The organism is Acinetobacter portensis (assembly GCF_009372215.1).
GTDB classification, from domain to species: Bacteria; Pseudomonadota; Gammaproteobacteria; order Pseudomonadales; family Moraxellaceae; genus Acinetobacter; species Acinetobacter portensis.
On the sequence record NZ_LWRV01000106.1, the window covers coordinates 1 to 17,751 of the forward strand.

Genomic DNA, 17,751 nt, shown 5'->3' on the forward strand with positions numbered 1-17,751 from the left:
ATATTCTGGATAGGTTCTTAGCCATTGCCATTCCAACCGATAAAGCAAAATATTTATTAATTGCTTTATGGGTGATTGCGCTAATAGGAACACTATTCAAGTTAATATTCATTCATCGTTTTCAAAAAATTTCACTAATTGCCTATTTGGTCATGGGTTGGCTTGCAGTACTTGTAATGGACGATATGCAACGCTTCCTAAGTAAAGATGCGCTCACTTTTTTAATCATTGGTGGATTATCTTATACCATTGGTGCATTGTTTTATGCATTAAAAAGAGTAAGATACACACACGCTATCTGGCATGTTTTTGTATTGATAGGCGCAGGATCACAATTTCTGTCTATCTATCTTTACGTGATTTAATCATCTCATTCTTCATTTCAGTGACCCTGAGCAAGTCGAATTGAGAAGGTTGCCGTTGTTTTTTTAAGAAATTACGTTTTTCTAAAAAGATTACGCTTTTAAAACTAAGTTTTTTTAATTTTAGTAAGTGTAAGGTCTATCATGTCGTCTTCGAATACTGCTGCTGCTCAGCAACCAACAAATTCAAAATTTCGCGTACTTACTGCTAGTTTAGTGGGTACGACAATCGAATTCTTCGATTTTTATATTTACGCAACTGCTGCTGTCATCATTTTCCCGCATTTGTTCTTCCCTGCAAGTACAGATCCAATGACTGCAACAATCCAATCTCTTGCTACTTTCGCTATTGCCTTTATTGCTCGCCCAATTGGTGCTGCACTCTTTGGACACTTAGGTGACAGAATTGGACGTAAAGCAACGCTTGTTGCCGCACTATTGACCATGGGTATTTCAACTGTTTGTATTGGTTTACTTCCAACATATGCACAAATTGGTATTTTCGCACCCCTTTTACTTGCTCTTTGCCGTTTAGGTCAAGGTTTAGGCTTAGGTGGTGAATGGTCTGGTGCTGTTCTTCTAGCAACAGAAAATGCGCCTGAAGGCAAACGTGCTTGGTATGGTATGTTCCCTCAATTGGGTGCACCTATTGGCTTTATTCTAGCGACAGGCTCATTCTTAACGCTTGGTCACTTCATGTCTGAAGCAGACTTTATGCAGTGGGGATGGCGTATTCCATTTATTTCAAGTGCTTTACTTGTAATTGTTGGTTTGTGGATTCGTTTAAAACTTCATGAAACACCAGCTTTCCAAAAAGTTTTAGATAAACAAAAAGAAGTAAACGTTCCATTTGTACAAGTATTTAAAAAACATTCTCGTATGCTTGTACTTGGTACGATTGCTGCAATTTGTACTTTCGTTGTGTTCTATCTTACAACAGTATTTGCATTGCAATGGGGAACAACAAAGCTCGGTTATAGCCGTGAAGAATTCTTAAAACTTCAATTGGTTGCAACACTTTGTTTTGCTGCATTCATTCCTCTTTCTGCTGTATTTGCAGAGAAATTTGGTCGTAAAGCAACATCTATTGGTGTATGCGTAGTTTCTGCTATTTTTGGTATTTTCTTTGCAGACTTGCTCGAATCTGGTAGCACAATCGTTGTGTTCTTATTCTTGTGTATTGGTCTTGCAATTATGGGCTTAACTTACGGTCCTATCGGAACAGTACTTTCTGAAATTTTCCCGACTTCAGTACGTTATACAGGTTCTGCACTTACTTTTAACTTAGCTGGTATTTTTGGTGCATCTTTTGCGCCATTAATCGCAACTAAACTTGCGACAGGTTATGGCTTGTATGCTGTAGGTTACTACTTAACAGCTGCATCAATTCTTTCACTTTTAGCATTCTTGCTTATTCGTGAAACAAAACATGATGATGTAAACAACCAAGTTTAATTGCTTATATTTAAGTATAAAAAACCAGCACATGATGCTGGTTTTTTATTTCTATTTATTCATTAATGCAATTCGATGATATCAATGGTTGGCGGCACTCGAAAACGAAAGGGTACACCCACCATACCAGTTCCTACAGTCACAAAAACATCTGCATGTTCATGCTGATACAGCCCTTTTTTATGTCCTAAAATCGACACTTTTTTCATGATGTAATCGGTTAGCCACGGAAGTTCCACTTGTCCACCATGCGTATGCCCTGAAAGCATGAGCGGTCTCGTTGGAAGCTTAGGTACCATATCTACAGTATCCGGGTTATGCGAAAGAATGATCCACGGTTTATCTTGCGGTAAATCTGGCATATACCGCATATCGGTTTTACCCGCCCATAAATCCCCAACCCCCAATAATCGAAACTCATCAAAATCGACAATTTGACCTTCAATATCAACTACATTATTTTGCGATAATGCATTTGCAAGAAGTTCTTGAATAGGTGGTCCTGGATATTGTTCATCATGATTGCCATTCACCGAATAAACAGGTGCTTGGATATCTTTTAAAACAGTTAGCTCTTCGACCAATTTATTTTCAGGTTCATACGTCCAATCCCCTGCAACCACGACTAAATCCGGTTGCTCACGGTTAATTTTATCGACAATAAGTTTGAGTTGACGTTCGTGTCCTGAAAATAAACCAATATGTAAATCTGCAATGAGTGCAATTTTTACAGACTTATTTAAAGCCTGATCTGGATTGATTTGATATTTTGTTGTTTGAACTTTAATAAAAAATGGTTCAATAAATCGAGCATAAATTAAAAGACCACTCACCAATACAATGAAGATGGTTTCGTGAATAGAGTAATATCCAACATATCCTGCATAAAGACTAAAAATAAAAACAGGAATAAGTAAATAAGATAAATAAAATGCAAGTAAATGAACAAAAGCTTTAAATGGATGAATTGTTTCAGTATTTGCCTGACTCACCCATGCTTGAGAAATGCTCCAAATGGCAAGCAGACCCATCACGATATAAAAATATATAATCATTGAACTTGGATCCCACATATTTATTCTCTATATTTTCCTTGACGTTATTCTTACGTCACCTATCTTTATCTTTTCACAGCTGAGAACTATACTCAAACCAATTTTTTTCCATTATATTTTTATATAGAACTACAAGGAATTTTCACTTGCAAGATCAACACAATATTCATCAATCGAATTATAGCGCATTCGCCAAAATTCTACTCGTGAGTACACTTGTGGTTGGAGTTCCTGCATGTTCAACACTTCCAAAACAGTTTCCACAACCCATTCAAAATGCATTTGATATCAATACATCTACAACATCACTTGCAAAAATAATTGAACCTTTACGTGAAAAAAATAAAAATTTAACGGGTTATCACGTGCTTTATGATCCTCTTGAAGCATTAGCGGCACGTATTCATCTTATTGATCGTGCTGAAAAAACATTAGATTTACAATATTACATTTGGGATAACGACAAAATAGGTGCGCTTGCCCTACATTCCATTATAAACGCGGCTGATCGTGGCGTGAAAGTTCGTCTATTGGTTGATGATAACAATGCAAAAAGTATGGAAGGCATTTATTTAGCACTAGACCAACACCCAAATATCAGTGTCAAACTTTACAACCCTTATCGTTTCCGTCACTACCGTGCAATGGATATGGTTTTGGATTTGAAGCGCATTAACAGACGAATGCATAACAAAAGCTTCATTGTCGACAATCAACTTGCGCTTATTGGTGGGCGCAACATGAGCAACCAATATTACAACGTCAGTGATAATTATCAATTTTCCGATGTCGATGTTATTTTGGCTGGCGCAGCATCGGATGAAATTATTCACTCATTTGATGAATATTGGAACGATGACTATGCATATCCTGTTAAGCAACTAGTCAACCCAAGGCACTACACACTACGTTACGATGGTTTAAAGCAACAACTTGAACAACACTATCAAGAAGTAACCGTTCAAAACTATTTAGATTTAGCCTATCGTTCTCAAGCATTTGAACAATGGCTCAATAACAATATTCAGTTCGATTGGGTGCGTGCAGAAGTTGTAAGTGACTCGCCAAGTAAAATTAAATCTAAAGCATCTAAAGAAGAACATTTAAATTTTCAGTTACTTAACCGTTTAGAAGAGCCTGCAAAAAGTGTCGATATTATTTCTGCTTATTTTGTACCAGAAAAACAAGGCACAGAAAAACTCAGTGAATTAGCAAAATCTGGTGTACATGTTCGTGTTTTAACAAATTCATTTAAAGCCAATGATGTTCCTGTTGTACATGCATTTTATTCAAAATATCGACAAGAACTTTTAGATAATCATGTTCAACTTTATGAGTTTTTACATGCGCCTCTTCAAACAAATTTATATGAAAATACCGAAGAATTATCAAATCGAGCCAAAGTTAAATTAAAAGGTCTAAGCCGTTCAAGCTTGCATGCAAAACTAATGGCAATTGATGAAAAACAAGTGTTTATTGGCTCATTTAATTTTGATCCACGATCATCTTATTTAAATTCGGAAATTGGTGTTTTACTGAATAGCCCAAGTTTAGCACGCACAGTTCATCAAACAATGGATACAAACTTACCCAAATATGCCTATAAACTTGTTTTAGATTCGAAAAATAACATTAATTGGCGACTCAAAAAAGAAGATGGTTCAATTGAAACTTTACGCAAAGAACCCAAGTTAAAATGGTATAAAAAAGCAGCCTTGAAATTTGTTTCGTGGCTGCCACTTGAAGGATTTATGTAGTATTGAGTTTGATGTGCTTTTAGCTTGATGATGGCGATGTTACAACTTCTTTTTGCAATGTCGCCAAACCTTCTATCATTTTCTGCTGAACCAATGCCGTTAAAGTATCAACAGTATGACCTTCAACAGAAATTGGAGCTAAAGCCATTAAATGTGCTGTGACTTTTGGCATTTCAATCACTTGTTTTACATGCTCTGCAAAGCCGATATCACCAATATACGGCGCGACCATATCTTGCTCGCCATTCTGATTCACATAACAAATCACACAAGCTTGAACAGGACGTTGCGCTTCAATTGCAGCACCTAAAATCCGACCATGTACTTTTTTAATTCGTGTTCCATCTGTTGTGGTTGCTTCTGGGAAAAATAATACAGGAATATCTTGTTGTAAAAATTCTGCAATTTGCTCACGGATACGAATCGAATCACCAGAACCACGCTTAATAAATAAAGTTCCGCCACCTTTTGCAAGTTTACCTAAAAGTGGCCATTTCTCAATTTCAGCTTTAGCCAAAAAGAAAACACGAGCGCCCGAACCCAATACAGCGATATCTAACCATGAAACATGATTACTCACCCATAAAGCAGGCGTACGTGGAATTTCACCATGTACTTTGACTTCAATATTAAATTCACGACATAGCTTTCGACAAAAATACTGTACATAACGCGTATTCTTCGGGTTATTTGGATCTTTATATAAACCATAACGATAAACCAAATAAAAACCCTGAAGAACAGTAGCAGTACCTGTTACAAGCTTTTTTGAATAGAGAAAAAATTTAGAAATTGCATTCATATTTAATATTTAATTTATTGAAGTTGCAGGGTCAATAAGATGGTCACGTTCAGCATCATCATTATTTGGCATTATCTTATACTTTTCACCATCAACTTGCATCGATTATAAAAAACGAACACAAAAATCATTTTTATCAATTTTAATTCAGCAATCAAATTAAATATTATATTTCTATCGAATTAATAGATTTAAAGCGATTTCTATGAACACTCAAGACAATGATCAACCTCAAAATGCTACAAGCTATTTATCTGCTCTACAATTCATTCTTGGGGGCTGTATTTTGTATTTTGGCGCCATCATTACTTTTGCTCATCTCTTTGTTGCAGCGCTTTAAGAAATAGCACAGCACACCTAACAGATATACTCTAGAATATAACTTTATTGTATTTGTAGAGATTCGGCTGAGTGATAGATTTAACAGAACATCAAGTAGGTGAACGAGTCATTCTCGTAAGCGTCATTGTACAAATGCTCGATGATCTGGATGCGGATGAATTTTTCCTTCTCGCAAAATCTGCGGGTGCCGAAATTTTAGAACATGTTCAAGCACAACGTATTCGCCCAGATGCAAAACTCTTTATCGGTTCAGGTAAAGCAGAAGAAATTGCTCAACTTGTCGAAGAACGAGAAGCAAACCTCGTTATTTTTGATCATGCACTCACCCCTGCTCAAGCACGTAATTTAGAAAGAATTATGAAATGCCGAGTAGTCGATAGAACTGAACTTATTCTTGATATTTTTGCTCAGCGTGCCCGAACTTACGAAGGTCGTTTGCAAGTTGAACTTGCACAACTTCAACATTTAGCTTCACGCCTGATTCGTAGCCGTGGCAATTTAGATAGCCAAAAAGGTGGTATTGGTTTACGTGGTCCAGGTGAAACACTTTTAGAAACCGATCGTCGTTTATTACAACTTCGTATGGGACAACTCAAAAGTAAAATTGAGAAAGTTAAACAAACGCGACAACAAGGTCGTTTAGCACGACAAAAAGCAGCTATTCCAACGGTTTCTTTGGTGGGATATACCAATGCAGGGAAATCTACACTTTTCAATATTCTAGCAAATAGCGATGTTTATGCAGCCGACCAACTCTTTGCCACACTAGACCCAACACTGCGTGGTTTAGATTGGGATGGTATTGGTAAACTCGTACTTGCAGACACAGTGGGCTTTGTTCGAAACCTATCACATTCTTTAGTCGATTCATTTAAAGCGACACTTGAAGAAACACTAGAAGCCACATTATTGCTTCATGTGATTGATTCAAGCAGTCCAGACATGTTAGAACAAATTGAAGCTGTTGAAAAAGTACTCACTGAAATTGGTGCAGATGTGCCCGTTATTCGGGTTTATAACAAAATTGATCAATCAGATGAAGATGCAAAAATCATCTATTCAAAACCACATTTACCAGACCGTGTATATGTTTCTGCCCATAGTGGTAAAGGCTTAGACTTACTTAAAAAAGCCGTTCATGAAGCGCTCATGGGACATATTCAAAGCTTTGAATTAACACTTAAACCATCTTATGGAAAATTACGCACCCAACTTTATGCGCTCAATGTCATTCAATCTGAAAATTATGATGATGAAGGAAACTTGCATCTTCATGTGATTATGGCACCGCACAAAATTGAGCAATTAATTAAGCAAGCACATTTACCAATTGGTGAAATATTGGGCGAAAAAGCTAAAATTTTCGAACGAAAACTAGAAGAATTTGAAATTCAGGAAGAAATAGATTAAAACTTGATTAATAACGGATTAAAAGTAAAAATTAAATGGAATTTATAAAAGGTATTGATTGGACTGCATGGGTTGGAACAATTTTAATGATTGTTGGATTTCGTGAATCTGCACTCTGGATTACTACACAATTCAACCATCCTGAACTTGGAAATTTAGTTGGCTTAATTAGCTTACTTATTGTTCTTTTCCTATGGCGAAAATTTGGCTCACTGCCCATTCGACTGGTCGATACCAATAACAAAATTATGAAAGAAAGTGCTTTTGCCTTTTTACCAATTAGTGCAGGTTCATTACTGATGATGGCGCACATGGGTGATAAAATTCCAGCATTTCTTATCATACTGTTTGTTAGCACACTTATTCCCCTATGGGTTTACGCAAAAATGGCCAAGCGTTGGTTATAGGAGAATAAAAATGATTGGAATTATCTACGCTTTTATCATTACTTTTATTGCTTACATGCTTGCCAAACCATGTAATAGAAAAATTCCTCAAGTGCCTGTCATTGTTTTTGGTATGTTCTTTATTATGGGGTTACTGTTCATTTTTGGACTTCCTTATGAAGAATATATGGAAAATGCTAATCCAATATTCAATAACTTATTGGGTTATGTCACTGTTGCGCTTGCTATTCCATTGGCAGCCATGCGTTATGATGATTTACCTTTAAAAGGTATTTTGGGCATATTGGTCTTCGCAAGTTTAAGTGCTGTTGCTTTGCCAATGGGTCTTGCATATCTATTACATATGGCTAGCCCCGATATTATGGCTTTCGCCACTCGAGCAGTAACCACACCTATTGCTATTAATATTGCGACCCTTTTACAAGCACCTATTAGCTTAGTGATTCTTATCGTTATTTTATCGGGTGTAATTGGCGCTGCCTTTTCGCCCTTTATTTTACGAAATATCAATGATGAAAGAGCTTCTGGTCTTGCTTTAGGTCTTGCAGCACATGCCATTGGTACCGCTCAAGCATGGCAACGCGGAAGTGTTGCAGGTCGCTATGCTGCTTTTGGTATGGCTGTTAATGCTGTATTTACAGCAATATGGCTACCAACATTTATTTTATTCCTACAAAGCACATAAGCATTATTTCTTTTAAATTATTGTTTTATTTAAAGATAAAACATATTATAAATAAATTAACTTTCACGTAAAAAAGGATTATTAAATGAAAGTGCTTGTGCCTATAACTTCACTTGTTTTTTCTGTATTTGGAAATCTAGCATTTGCTGAAGATATTTCAGGGGTTTGGAAAAATATTGATGATAAAACGGGGTCATCTAAAGCTGTTCTTGAAATGCGCAAAGAAAAAAATGGTTCTTATACTGCAAAAGTTATCAAAGTTACGCCAAGACCTGGTTATAGCCCAAAAGAGACATGTGTGAAATGCCCTGCACCTTATAGCAATCAACCTATTTTAGGTATGGATGTTCTAAAAGGATTAAAATTTACAGGAAATAACACATACTCTCATGGCAAAATTATTGATCCACTTTCTGGCAATATCTATAGCACCAAAGCCAAATTAAGTACCAATGGAAAACGTTTAACTTTAAGAGGGTATGTTGGCGTTTCAGCTTTAGGACGTAGTCAAACTTGGTTAAAAGAAGAATAAAACAAAGCCACTTTCAGAAGTGGCTTTTTTCATGGTGCTAATGATTGAATAAATAAATTATTTTTAATCAAAATCACTTAAATATTATAATATTATATATTGACTAAATAACAAGCAATACTATATTTTATTGATTACAAAATAACAATTATCTTCTATCAAAAGGAATCTGATATGAAAATTAAATTCGTTGTAGCAAGTGCAGTTGCACTGCTTTTAAGCGCACATACATTTGCAAATGATATTACAGGTAAATGGCTACAAATTGATGATAAAACAGGGACATCTAAAGCCATTCTTGAAATTCGCAAAGACCCAAACAATATTTACACTGCAAAAATTATAAAAGTTACCCCACGTCCAGGCTATGTACCGCAAGAAAAATGTAAAGACTGCCCTGCGCCTTATACCAACCAACCCATCTTAGGCATGGATGTTTTAAAAGGCTTAAAAAATGTTTCTGAAAACAACTATGATGGCGGACGTGTAATTGACCCTTTAACAGGTAAAATTTATAGCGCAAAAGCAAAACTTAACAATACAGGAAAACGCTTAACACTTCGTGGTTACATTGGTATTTCCGCAATTGGTCGTAGTCAAACTTGGATTCGCCAAGAATAATTTATTCAATTTTTGATCATAAAAAGCCACGTAATCACGTGGCTTTTTATTTATAAAACAAGCTAAAGGTTTTCTATACCAATAATTTCCATTGGAGTTCCGACCTCAGCAGGAACTGCATTTGCTAAATTTGTTTTAATCGAATTTGCAAAATTTCCTGAGTATAGTTTTGACCCTTGATGGGTTAAATTTGATTTCGCATCTACGTAAACTTTCCCCCCCATTTTTTCCCATAAATAACAAAAACCATAATCTTCAGATAAATAACGTTTAGTTTCAGGATGAACCATCACATCAAAAAATCGGTAATGTAACCCCTGATTCTTAGACTCAAAGGAGTCACTTACATATTGTAGTTCTGGATATTGCTTCATCATTTTTTCAAAAACACAGCGCTTGATCACCATAAATCCAGTGGGTGCTTCACTTAACTCAATAAAGCCATCATCCATAACTTCTAATTGAACTTTGTTTGTATCTTTATTTTTTGAAGCATTAATCGGATATTTTTGATAATGATTGATAAAATCATGTTCGGTCATTTTTTGTGGCAAACCCTCACTTGGCCAATCTTCACGTTTTAACGGATAAACACCCGCAGCAACATCATAATCAGCGCTTAAAAGTCTTAAAGCTGCATCTGCATCAAACCCAATATCAGAATCAATCCAAAATAAGTGTGTCCATTCTTTATTTGCAAGAAATTCAGCTACAGCATTATTTCTTGCTCTTGTGATTAAACTTTCACCTCTCATCAAATAAAACTGCAAAGGCATGCCAATACTCATGGCTAAACTCTGAAAATTTAATAAAGATATTAAATAGTTGTGAAAATATTTACCGTCATGACTTGGTGTCACAACAAGTGGGTAACAGTTTTTTAAATCTTCTAGTTCTAACATCTTATTTTTTCCAATTATTTTTAATTTTTTATATCACTACAAAACTTTATTAATTTTATATATTTATCCATAAAAAAGCCACGTAATAACATGGCTTTTTTATAATCGTTTAAATTAATATTACGAAAACATCGGATTATGAACAGCAAACATCCTTTTATCTTCTAAACGATATGCAAGAAGATTATTTCCCCAAACACAGCCACCATCTACATTTTGAATGTTTTCTGAAATTGTCTGCCCTTCAAGTGCGGCCCAATGTCCAAAAATAACTTGATGTGTTTTTGCGGATTGAGATTCAAATTGAAACCATGGTTTAAACCCTTCAGGCATTGGTTCATCTAAAGCATCTTTGAAGCTAAATTCCAAGCGACCTTCTGCATCGGTTAAGCGCATACGGGTTAAATAATTGGTGATACAACGTAAACGCTCATTACCTTTTAGGTTTTCAGACCAAAGTGTTGGTTCTTTGCCATACATTTCTTCTAAAAAAGCATCAACCACGGCAAAATCGTCATGTCCTACTACAACTTCAACTTCTTTGGCATATTGTGCCGCTTGTTCAACCGTCCAATTGGTTGGAATACCTGCATGCGTTAAAACCGTTTGATCATTTGGAAATAAACACAAAGGTTGCTTACGCAACCAATCAATAAGATCATCACTTTCTAAAGCGTTAATCACATCTTGCGTATTGTCTTTCTCTTTGATTTTTTTAATGCCACGCGCAACTGCCAATAAATTCAGATCATGATTACCTAAAACTGTTGCAGCAACACCACGATCAACCAGTTTTTTAATAAATCGAATTGCACCAACCGAGTTTTCACCCCGAGCAACTAAGTCGCCTGCAAACCAAATAAAATCTTGGTCTGCATCAAACTGAATTTCTTTTAAAAGAGCTTTCAGCGCTTCAAAGCAACCCTGAACATCACCGATTACATAATTATATCGAACAGTTGAACGTGTCACTTAAGCCACCATTTGATCCGATAGTGCAACAAACTGTGCCAATGTCAAAGTTTCAGGACGCGCCATAGGATCTACGCCTGCATTTTCAAAACCATCTTCAACTAGCATACCTTTTAAGCTATTGCGCAAAGTTTTACGACGCTGTGTAAATACATGTCCAACCAAACGCGCTAAAGCTTTTTCATTATTGGCAACAATAGGTTTTACATCATAAGGTTCTAAACGGAACACCGCAGATGTTACTTTTGGCGGAGGATTGAATGACCCTGGTGGTACTTCAAATAAGAATGTTGGTTTACAGAAATACTGAATCATCACCGATAAACGACCATATTCTTTAGTATTTGGTGCAGCAGTAATACGATCAACAACTTCTTTTTGTAGCATGAAGTGCATGTCTTGCACCTTGCTACCAAATTCTAAGAGATGGAAAAGCAGTGGTGTCGAGATGTTATACGGTAAGTTTCCCACCACACGTAGCGGACGACCTTCTTCAAACAAAGTCGAATAATCAAAGCGCAACGCATCCGCTTCAATAATGGTTAAACGCTCAGGATGTGGTACACGACCTGGTAAGCCCGCAGCTAAGTCACGGTCAAGCTCGACCACCGTCAAGGCATCACATTCACCAATAAGAGGCGATGTTAAAGCCGCAAGACCAGGACCAATTTCTAAAATATTTTGACCCGGACGTGGGTTCACTGAACGCACAATTTTGGCAATGACACGTTGGTCATGTAAGAAGTTTTGACCAAATCGTTTACGAGCCTGATGCCCTTCGTCTTTTGGGTTTAAGGCATTAATTTGATACATAAAATTTTTCCAACGTGAATTAGTGACGTGCAAGATCTAGTGCTAAATCGACAGCAACATGCAAACTAGAGCTTTTTGCTTGTCCAGTACCCGCTAGGGAGAGCGCAGTACCATGATCTACAGATGTACGAATAAACGGCAAGCCTAAAGTAATATTAATGGCTTCACCAAATCCTTGAGATTTTAACACAGGTAAGCCCTGATCGTGATACATCGCTAAAACTGCATCTGCATCTTCTAAATTTTCAGGGGTAAATAAGGTATCCGCAGGCAAACTTAAACTCATGTGAATACCTTCTGAACGATAAGATTCAAGTACTGGATTAATGACTTCAATCTCTTCCATACCCAAATAACCATCTTCACCTGCGTGTGGATTTAAACCACAGACAAGAATATTTGGATGTTCTATCTTAAATTTTGTTTTTAAATCATGAATTAAAATATCAATCACTTGATGCAATCTTTCTTTGGTGATTGCATCGGGAACATCACGTAAAGCGAGATGTGTTGTCGCCAGTGCTACGCGTAAAGACTTCGTTGCAAGCATCATCACAACACGTTCCACGCCTGCATATTCTTGATAATATTCTGTATGGCCACTGAAATGAATTCCAGCATCATTAATAATCGACTTTTGAACAGGTGCTGTGGCAACGCCAACACTTTTACCCGTTATTGCATACTCAGCAGAACGACGTAATTGCTCTAGAACATAAGCTGAATTTTTAGGGTTCAATTGCCCCAAAACAACTTTTTCATGTACAGGAATATGTTCAACATACAGCTCACCTTTTGCAGATGAATACTCTTGTCCAACATACTCAATCAGATCTATTTTAATCTTCAATTGCTCAGCGCGTACTTCTAACAACTCTTTATCAGCAAGAACCACGATTGGTCGTTCATCCACTCGATTTGCCAAGCTTAAACAAATATCAGGACCAATACCTGCGGGTTCACCACTTGTTATATATAGAGGATGCATACGCGCCTCAATCTCTTTTTTAAAACTGAATAATGACTATTATACATCTTCATTAAGCGTCCAACAGAATAAGCTTTAAGAAGATGAAAATAATCACTTTTTCAACTAAATATCGATTAATGTAATTTGTGTCGATTAATATTACAAAATCATAAAGATTATTCTTTGCACATATATGATTTTAGTACTAGAATACAGCGCTTGAAATTCTAATTTTCATTTGTGATTCTTCACTTAATCGTTTAGAATCGCGTCTCCTTTAGTTTGGACAGATTCCATAGTCCAAACCAACTATAATAGGTAGTGGTTTAATGAAAACTCTCAGCGCTAAGCCAGCTGAAGTTCAACACGACTGGTACGTTGTTGATGCTTCTGGCAAAACTTTAGGTCGCCTTGCGACTGAAATCGCTCGTCGTTTACGCGGTAAGCACAAGACTTCTTATACTCCTCACGTTGACACTGGCGATTACATCGTTGTTATTAACGCTGAAGAAATTACTGTGACTGGTAAAAAAGCTCACGATAAGAAATACTATCGCCATACTGGTTTCCCTGGTGGTATCCGTGAGACTAACTTTGAAAAGTTAATCGCTCACAAACCTGAAGCAGTTTTAGAAAAAGCTGTTAAAGGTATGTTACCAAAAGGTCCTCTTGGTTACGCAATGATCAAAAAAATGAAAGTGTACGCTGGTACTGAGCATCCGCACGTTGCTCAACAGCCACAAGTTTTGGACATCTAAGGGATACAGCACATGGCTACTAACTATGGTACAGGTCGCCGTAAGACCGCAACTGCACGTGTTTTCCTATCAGCTGGTACTGGTAAACTCGTAATCAACAACCGTTCTTTAGAACAATACTTCGGTCGTGAGACTGCTCGTATGGTTGTTAACCAACCGCTTGAACTTCTTGAAGCGACTAACAAATACGACCTTTACATCACTGTTGCTGGTGGTGGTATTGGTGGTCAAGCAGGCGCTATTCGTCACGGTATTACTCGTGCACTAATCGCTTCTGACGAGACTTTAAAATCTGCTCTTCGTCAAGCTGGTTTCGTTACTCGTGATGCTCGTGAAGTTGAACGTAAGAAACTTGGTTTACGTAAAGCACGTAAACGTCCTCAATTCTCTAAACGTTAATTCGTTTACCGAATCGGACAAAAAAGCCTTGGATTTTCCAAGGCTTTTTTTATTGTTAAAATTTAGGAATCCACACTATAAAGTCTGCACAATATTTTCTTTATTTTATTCGTTAACAGCATCGTGATTTTATACTCTATTTTTAGTATCCTATCTGATTAACTTATTATTGCCGTGAAATATGTCAGTCGAGCCTGCACCACTCCAAGGAATTACGCTATACAGTCATGCAGATGACTTTCGCTCTCATTGGATTCGTTATGTTCTTACTGAGAAACAAATTAAATATCATCTCATTTTAGTTGAAGATGATGACGAAGATGTTGCAAGCTTAAACCCATATAACCAATTACCTATGCTCGTTGAAAATGAATTAAAACTTTTCAATACAAGTATAATTTCAGAATATCTAGATGATCGCTATAGACAAAATAAACTCTATGCCGATGCACCAATGCCCAGAGCCGAACAACGTCAATATATTTGGCGTTTTGAACAAGATTGGTTGAAACTTGCAGATACCATGCTTCGACATCCAGATAGCTTTGATAAAGCATCAAGTTTAAAAGCGCAAAAACAGCTTAAAGATACTCTTGTATCACTCACACCTTTATTTCAGCATTACCCTTATTTCATGTCTGAAAGTTTTACAATTTTAGACTGCATGCTTGCCCCGATTTTTTTACGCTTAAAAAGTATGGGAATTGATTTACCTCAACAGCATTGCAGACCAATATTACTTTATATGCAACGAATATTTAAGCGACCTGCTTTCATAAAGTCACTGACTATGCAGGAAAAAAACCATTACCGTGAATTACTGAAAAATATTTAGGTCATATTATGTCTGAGCCAGAATTAAACTTAACCCCTACTCGCCCATATTTAACACGCGCAATGTATGAGTGGATCTGTGATAACAACTTAACCCCACATTTGATGGTTGATGCGACGCAACCGAATACATTAGTACCTGAGCAGTTTATTCAAGATGGACAAATTGTATTAAATACAGCCCCTCATGCAGTACACGCACTTAATATGAGTAACGATGCAATTAGTTTCTCTGCTAGATTTGGTGGTGTATCTAGAGATATTTACATTCCCTTTCAAGCATTAATAGGTATCTATGCTCGTGAAAATGGACAAGGTTTATTCTTTGATGCAAATGAATATGAGCATATCAATAATAATCAAGATGCTTTAAAATCAAACACTAAAGAAAAAACTGAAACAACCAAGAAAAAACCAAGTCTAAAACTACTAGACTAACATTCGGAGTGTATTAATGGCTTTTGATTTAGTCCAATACTTTAATAATCAAATAAAAATTCAAAAAACACCTTTTTTGAACAAATATGATTGTGATTTACGCGACCAATACATACAAGAAGTTAATACACTTGTTTTAGGTAAACTTGTTACGCTTTGGCAAGACAATGGGCAGCAACAATTTCAAGAAATTCATAACCTCGATCCTTTATACATCCAAGAAATTGCGCATAGCCTAACAACCTCTATACATAATGAATCTAAGCTTGCCAAAACAGAACTTGAGTACAGCATTTCAGAGATGGTATTACTTCAACTTCAAGAGCTTCAACAGCTCGAAAAAACAGGTAATTACGGAATTTTAGGGTTAAAAGAACTCATTATTGGTCAGGTAGAACATCTTTCTGGTCAAGCGGATGATTGGGTTTGGTCAACAAATGGACTAATAGAACTAAGAGGTTCTAAACCAATTAACCAAGAAGATATATCATTAGATTCAACAATGAAGGAGTTCAATCAAATGGTTCAACATCATTCTCATGCAGATGACGTTCAAGTTACAACTGAAACTGTAGTACCAACTTGGGCTAAAATTTTAGAACCTATTGTTGCTATTATTATTCTTTGGGTTCTCGCTCAAGCTTTATGTAGTGTTTTTGCATAAGCATGTTTTTTATAAAAGACCACTTTTACGTGGTCTTTTTAATTAATGAAACAAACGCTATTTACAAATAGTTACAATTTCATTTATAACATCATAGATATTTCAATTTTACTAAAAAAGATACAAAATTTTACCTAAAAGGTTAAATAGATCTCAAAGCAATTGACCAAAACTATCACTAAATTAAATCTCATTTTTTTCTAATCAAAAATATATAAAAATTAATACGTTGATCTTTCTAACTTATTCTCTATAAATAGAAGTCTACTTAATGATTTCCTATCAAAAGTAGCAATATTATTTATAAAAAAGAGAGAAATAACATGGCTAAAGTATCATTAGAATCATTAACAGGTATTGACGGATTTTACGCTGCTGCATTAGTAGATGGCGAGAGCGGCTTAGCATTAGCTACTCAAGGGGGAGGTGATCTTGACTTAGAATTAGCAGCTGCAGGTAATACCGAAGTAGTTCGCTCAAAACGTCGTGTAGCTCAAGCCTTAAACTTAAACGACACTATTGAAGACATCTTAATTACACTCGGTAAGCAGTATCATCTTATTCGCCCATTGGTGAACAATGAGAATGTGTTCTTATATCTAGTACTTGATCGTGCTAAAGCAAACTTAGCGATGGCTCGTCATGAACTCAAAAGTTATGAGAAAGGTTTAGACTTTGCATAATTTAAAATACTTAAGCCCTTTATAAAACATTATAAGGGGCTTTTATTTCCCCATTACTTGCTTTTAAAGGTGGAATATTATGAACATAGGAACTTATAACACTATATATTTCAATCCACTCACACCAAAAAAAAACGCCATTAAAGATCTTTCTTCAAATCAAAAAGTTCTCAATTCAAACATGAATATTCCAAGCAATATTGGTTTCGAAAACCATGAAGATGATATAGAAAGAATATCTAATTTTTTTGATGACTTATATAAAACTCATAAAGATATTAAGCTTCATTTATTCGACAGCTTAGGTACATTGGCAGTCATCCAATTAGAAAAAAATCAAGTTTGGGTCAATTCATCTAGAAATAGCCTTGAAACTGACTTCAATTTTAATTGTGAAGTTGCGACAACCAATGCGCTTACTAAAGTTGATCGAAAAAATACACTCATTTTAAATGACTGGATTTGGAATCTATTTTGGAATAGTAAAAACCTCTCCATTCCACTTTGCCCTGAAGATGGACATTTCAAAATCAACTACTGGCCAAAGCCCTTTGACTTAGAAAATAAAAAAATAATATTTCAGCTAACAGCCTGCTTTATCCAAGGTGGAAAAATTTCCACTATTGCAAGCCAATTAAACATTCCAATTCATTTAGTAAGACGGTTTATTGGTGCAAATATTACAATAAATAATGTTGAGAAAATTAATATCTGGGATAAGCATTACACCCCGCCCACTCAGAAAGTACAAGATGAAGATGTTGGCTTTATCAAAGATTTTTTTAGTAGTTTAAGAAAAAAATTGCATTTATAAACATGAGGATTCTCAATGATCATCCAACAGTACAAAATTGTTTTTGCTGGAACTATGATATGTGCTGAATTAGCAG

At 36.0% G+C, this 17,751-nt stretch carries 22 protein-coding genes; 16 read left to right on the forward strand and 6 right to left on the reverse strand.

Going from position 1 to position 17,751, the window contains the following annotated elements:
* Nucleotides 1-365 (forward strand): PAQR family membrane homeostasis protein TrhA (gene trhA, locus A6M14_RS12750; RefSeq protein WP_171500291.1); only part of this gene is annotated, 365 nt, incomplete at its 5' end.
* A 138-nt stretch (nucleotides 366-503) separates the two neighbouring features.
* On the forward strand, nucleotides 504-1,817 hold the full coding sequence (locus A6M14_RS12755) for an MFS transporter (protein WP_171522154.1): 1,314 nt from the start codon (nucleotides 504-506) through the stop codon (nucleotides 1,815-1,817).
* A 62-nt stretch (nucleotides 1,818-1,879) separates the two neighbouring features.
* Here the strand turns inward: A6M14_RS12755 and A6M14_RS12760 are convergent, their stop codons facing one another.
* Entirely contained in the window at nucleotides 1,880-2,890 is a 1,011-nt protein-coding gene (locus A6M14_RS12760) for a metallophosphoesterase (RefSeq protein WP_152875534.1), read from the reverse strand.
* Between the two features lie 179 nt (nucleotides 2,891-3,069).
* Here A6M14_RS12760 and A6M14_RS12765 point away from each other — a divergent pair, with 179 nt between their 5' ends.
* Complete coding sequence (locus tag A6M14_RS12765) at nucleotides 3,070-4,629, forward strand: phospholipase D family protein (RefSeq protein WP_163124557.1); 1,560 nt, start codon at nucleotides 3,070-3,072, stop codon at nucleotides 4,627-4,629.
* A gap of 19 nt (nucleotides 4,630-4,648) precedes the next feature.
* On the opposite strand, the gene A6M14_RS12770 is transcribed toward A6M14_RS12765, so the two are convergent.
* Entirely contained in the window at nucleotides 4,649-5,431 is a 783-nt protein-coding gene (locus tag A6M14_RS12770; protein ID WP_152875537.1) for a lysophospholipid acyltransferase family protein, read from the reverse strand.
* A gap of 205 nt (nucleotides 5,432-5,636) precedes the next feature.
* Between A6M14_RS12770 and A6M14_RS14350 the strand changes: the two genes are divergently transcribed.
* From A6M14_RS14350 to A6M14_RS12795, 6 genes are all read left to right on the forward strand, one after another.
* The gene (locus A6M14_RS14350) at nucleotides 5,637-5,771 is read left to right on the forward strand and encodes a hypothetical protein (protein ID WP_267313480.1); all 135 of its coding nucleotides are present in this window, start codon (nucleotides 5,637-5,639) and stop codon (nucleotides 5,769-5,771) included.
* A gap of 71 nt (nucleotides 5,772-5,842) precedes the next feature.
* On the forward strand, nucleotides 5,843-7,183 hold the full coding sequence (gene hflX / locus A6M14_RS12775; protein ID WP_171522133.1) for a ribosome rescue GTPase HflX: 1,341 nt from the start codon (nucleotides 5,843-5,845) through the stop codon (nucleotides 7,181-7,183).
* 35 nt (nucleotides 7,184-7,218) lie between these two features.
* Complete coding sequence (locus A6M14_RS12780) at nucleotides 7,219-7,590, forward strand: hypothetical protein (RefSeq protein WP_152875539.1); 372 nt, start codon at nucleotides 7,219-7,221, stop codon at nucleotides 7,588-7,590.
* A gap of 10 nt (nucleotides 7,591-7,600) precedes the next feature.
* The gene (locus A6M14_RS12785; protein ID WP_152875541.1) at nucleotides 7,601-8,275 is read left to right on the forward strand and encodes an LrgB family protein; all 675 of its coding nucleotides are present in this window, start codon (nucleotides 7,601-7,603) and stop codon (nucleotides 8,273-8,275) included.
* Between the two features lie 85 nt (nucleotides 8,276-8,360).
* On the forward strand, nucleotides 8,361-8,807 hold the full coding sequence (locus A6M14_RS12790) for a DUF2147 domain-containing protein (RefSeq protein WP_152875543.1): 447 nt from the start codon (nucleotides 8,361-8,363) through the stop codon (nucleotides 8,805-8,807).
* 174 nt (nucleotides 8,808-8,981) lie between these two features.
* Complete coding sequence (locus tag A6M14_RS12795) at nucleotides 8,982-9,428, forward strand: DUF2147 domain-containing protein (RefSeq protein WP_152875545.1); 447 nt, start codon at nucleotides 8,982-8,984, stop codon at nucleotides 9,426-9,428.
* A gap of 62 nt (nucleotides 9,429-9,490) precedes the next feature.
* Here the strand turns inward: A6M14_RS12795 and A6M14_RS12800 are convergent, their stop codons facing one another.
* From A6M14_RS12800 to pdxA, 4 genes are all read right to left on the reverse strand, one after another.
* Nucleotides 9,491-10,330 (reverse strand): hypothetical protein, encoded by an 840-nt coding sequence (locus A6M14_RS12800; RefSeq protein ID WP_152875546.1) that lies wholly within the window; start codon nucleotides 10,328-10,330, stop codon nucleotides 9,491-9,493.
* 120 nt (nucleotides 10,331-10,450) lie between these two features.
* Nucleotides 10,451-11,302: a symmetrical bis(5'-nucleosyl)-tetraphosphatase gene (locus tag A6M14_RS12805; protein ID WP_163121237.1), complete on the reverse strand. Its 852-nt coding sequence runs from the start codon at nucleotides 11,300-11,302 to the stop codon at nucleotides 10,451-10,453.
* Entirely contained in the window at nucleotides 11,303-12,115 is an 813-nt protein-coding gene (gene rsmA, locus A6M14_RS12810) for a 16S rRNA (adenine(1518)-N(6)/adenine(1519)-N(6))-dimethyltransferase RsmA (RefSeq protein ID WP_152875548.1), read from the reverse strand.
* Nucleotides 12,116-12,134: 19 nt separating this feature from the next.
* A complete protein-coding gene (gene pdxA, locus A6M14_RS12815) occupies nucleotides 12,135-13,103 on the reverse strand; it encodes a 4-hydroxythreonine-4-phosphate dehydrogenase PdxA (protein WP_152875550.1) in 969 nt (322 codons plus the stop codon).
* A 311-nt stretch (nucleotides 13,104-13,414) separates the two neighbouring features.
* Here pdxA and rplM point away from each other — a divergent pair, with 311 nt between their 5' ends.
* The 7 genes from rplM to A6M14_RS12850 all read left to right on the forward strand — a co-directional run bounded on the left by rplM (nucleotide 13,415) and on the right by A6M14_RS12850 (nucleotide 17,675).
* Complete coding sequence (gene rplM, locus A6M14_RS12820; protein ID WP_152875552.1) at nucleotides 13,415-13,843, forward strand: 50S ribosomal protein L13; 429 nt, start codon at nucleotides 13,415-13,417, stop codon at nucleotides 13,841-13,843.
* Nucleotides 13,844-13,855: 12 nt separating this feature from the next.
* Nucleotides 13,856-14,242 (forward strand): 30S ribosomal protein S9, encoded by a 387-nt coding sequence (gene rpsI, locus A6M14_RS12825; RefSeq protein WP_152875554.1) that lies wholly within the window; start codon nucleotides 13,856-13,858, stop codon nucleotides 14,240-14,242.
* 181 nt (nucleotides 14,243-14,423) lie between these two features.
* Entirely contained in the window at nucleotides 14,424-15,077 is a 654-nt protein-coding gene (locus A6M14_RS12830; protein WP_152875556.1) for a glutathione S-transferase N-terminal domain-containing protein, read from the forward strand.
* Nucleotides 15,078-15,085: 8 nt separating this feature from the next.
* Complete coding sequence (locus A6M14_RS12835; protein ID WP_152875558.1) at nucleotides 15,086-15,514, forward strand: ClpXP protease specificity-enhancing factor; 429 nt, start codon at nucleotides 15,086-15,088, stop codon at nucleotides 15,512-15,514.
* Between the two features lie 16 nt (nucleotides 15,515-15,530).
* Entirely contained in the window at nucleotides 15,531-16,178 is a 648-nt protein-coding gene (locus A6M14_RS12840) for a hypothetical protein (RefSeq protein WP_152875560.1), read from the forward strand.
* Nucleotides 16,179-16,501: 323 nt separating this feature from the next.
* Nucleotides 16,502-16,861: a roadblock/LC7 domain-containing protein gene (locus tag A6M14_RS12845; protein ID WP_152875562.1), complete on the forward strand. Its 360-nt coding sequence runs from the start codon at nucleotides 16,502-16,504 to the stop codon at nucleotides 16,859-16,861.
* Between the two features lie 79 nt (nucleotides 16,862-16,940).
* Nucleotides 16,941-17,675, forward strand: coding sequence for a hypothetical protein (locus A6M14_RS12850; protein WP_152875563.1), 735 nt, complete (start codon nucleotides 16,941-16,943; stop codon nucleotides 17,673-17,675).
* The last annotated feature ends 76 nt before the right edge of the window (nucleotides 17,676-17,751 follow it).